Origin of the sequence: Actinomadura logoneensis (genome assembly GCF_003428695.1) — a bacterium.
GTDB lineage: Bacteria > Actinomycetota > Actinomycetes > Streptosporangiales > Streptosporangiaceae > Spirillospora > Spirillospora logoneensis.
Window position 1 is genome coordinate 1 of record NZ_QURH01000061.1, and the last position, 1663, is coordinate 1663.

Here is a 1663-nt window from a genome sequence, read left to right on the forward strand (position 1 = left end):
GTGAGGCTCCGCGCGCGGGAGGCCGGAGCTGGGAGGACCCGGCGCGCCCGGCGTGAGGCTCCGCGCGCGGGAGGCCGGAGCTGGGAGGACCCGGCGCCCTGGCATGAGGCGGCGCGCATCGGAGGCCCCGTGAGGCTCTGCGCACCGAGGACGGGCCTGCGCGCCAGGGGTGGGCCAGCGCGGCGCGCCCAGGGTGGGGCCCTGCGCGCCGGGGGCTAGAGCCAAGAGAAGACAGCGCGCGCGGCGTGGGGTCCGCTGCGCGCCTGAGGCTTCGAGTGGAGGCAACAGGGGCCATGGGGTGAAGAATCCCGGCGCGCGGAGGATGAGGCTCCCCGCGCCGGGGGTCTCCGAGTGGGGCAGCCGCGGGTGGAGCGGGGAAGTGTTGGCGCGCCGGGGTGGGTCGGCGCGCCCGGGTGTGGGGTTCAGGGGGTTGGGGTGGGAACCTTTGGGTGGAGCGGGGAAGTGTTGGCGCGCCGGGGTGGGTCGGCGCGCCCGGGTGTGGGGTTCAGGGGGTTGGGGTGGGAACCTTTGGGGCCGCGGTGGGGTGGGGGGTCTGGGTCGTGGTGGGGTGGGGTGCGCGGGGGATGGCGAGGGTGGAGATCGCCGCTGCGGTGAGGACGGCGGCGGCGGTCCAGAGGACGGTGGTGACGCCGGTGGCGAAGTGGTGCGGGGTCGTCATGTCGCCGGTGGCGGAGAAGACGGCTCCGAGGGCCGCGACGCCGAGGACGGTGCCGAGTTGGCGGCTGATGTTGAGGACGCCGGACGCCACGCCGGTCTGGGTGGACGGGGCGAACGCCAGGACGAGGCGGGTGGTCGGCGGGAAGAAGAGGCCCATGCCGATGCCCGCCAGGACGAAGGCCGGGACGAGGTCGGCGTAGGCGAGGTCCGGGCTCAGGCGGACGGCCAGCCAGGCGAGGCCCGACGCCTGGAAGAGCAGGGCCAGGGTGACCACCGGACGGGTGCCCAGGCGGGACGTCAGCGGGGCGGTGAGCGGGGCCACCAGCAGGGGCATGGCCGTCCAGGGAAGGGTGCGGACGCCGGCCTCCAGCGGGGACATGTGGCCGATCATCTGGAGGAACTGGATCAGCAGGAAGGTCACGCCGAACATCCCGAAGCTCATCGCGAGGCTGACCAGATTCACCAGGGTGAACCCGCGGGAGCGGAACAGGGTCAGCGGGAGCATCGGGTGCCGGGTGCGGGCCTGGTGGACGACGAACGCGACCAGCAGGGCGAGTCCCGCGAGGCCGGAGCCGAGGACCTGGGGGCTCGTCCAGCCGTGCTCGTTGCCGCGGACCAGGCCGAGGACGACGCCGAGCAGCCCGAGGGTGACCAGGACGGCGCCGACGGGGTCGAGGCGCTGGGCGGGACCGCGGCTCTCGGTGAGGAAGCGCGGCGCGAGGGCGAGCACGAGCAGACCGGCGGGGACGTTGATCCAGAAGATCCACTCCCAGGCGGCGTACTCGGTGACGGCGCCGCCCACGACCGGGCCCAGGGCGACGCCGAGGCCGCTCATCACGCTCCAGGCGGCCAGCGCGACGGCGCGGCGGGCGGGCGGGACGGCGTGGGCGAGCAGGGTGAGGGTGAGCGGGGCGACGATCGCGCCGCCGACGCCCTGGACGGCGCGGGCGGCGACGAGGGCGCCGATGCCGGGGGCGAGCGCCGC

At 75.6% G+C, this 1663-nt stretch carries 1 protein-coding gene; it reads right to left on the bottom strand.

What is annotated here, in order from left to right; genetic code table 11:
* Nucleotides 1-505: 505 nt before the first annotated feature.
* On the bottom strand, nucleotides 506-1663 hold a 1158-nt coding region (locus DZF91_RS03095; RefSeq protein WP_117355988.1), incomplete at its 5' end, for a DHA2 family efflux MFS transporter permease subunit.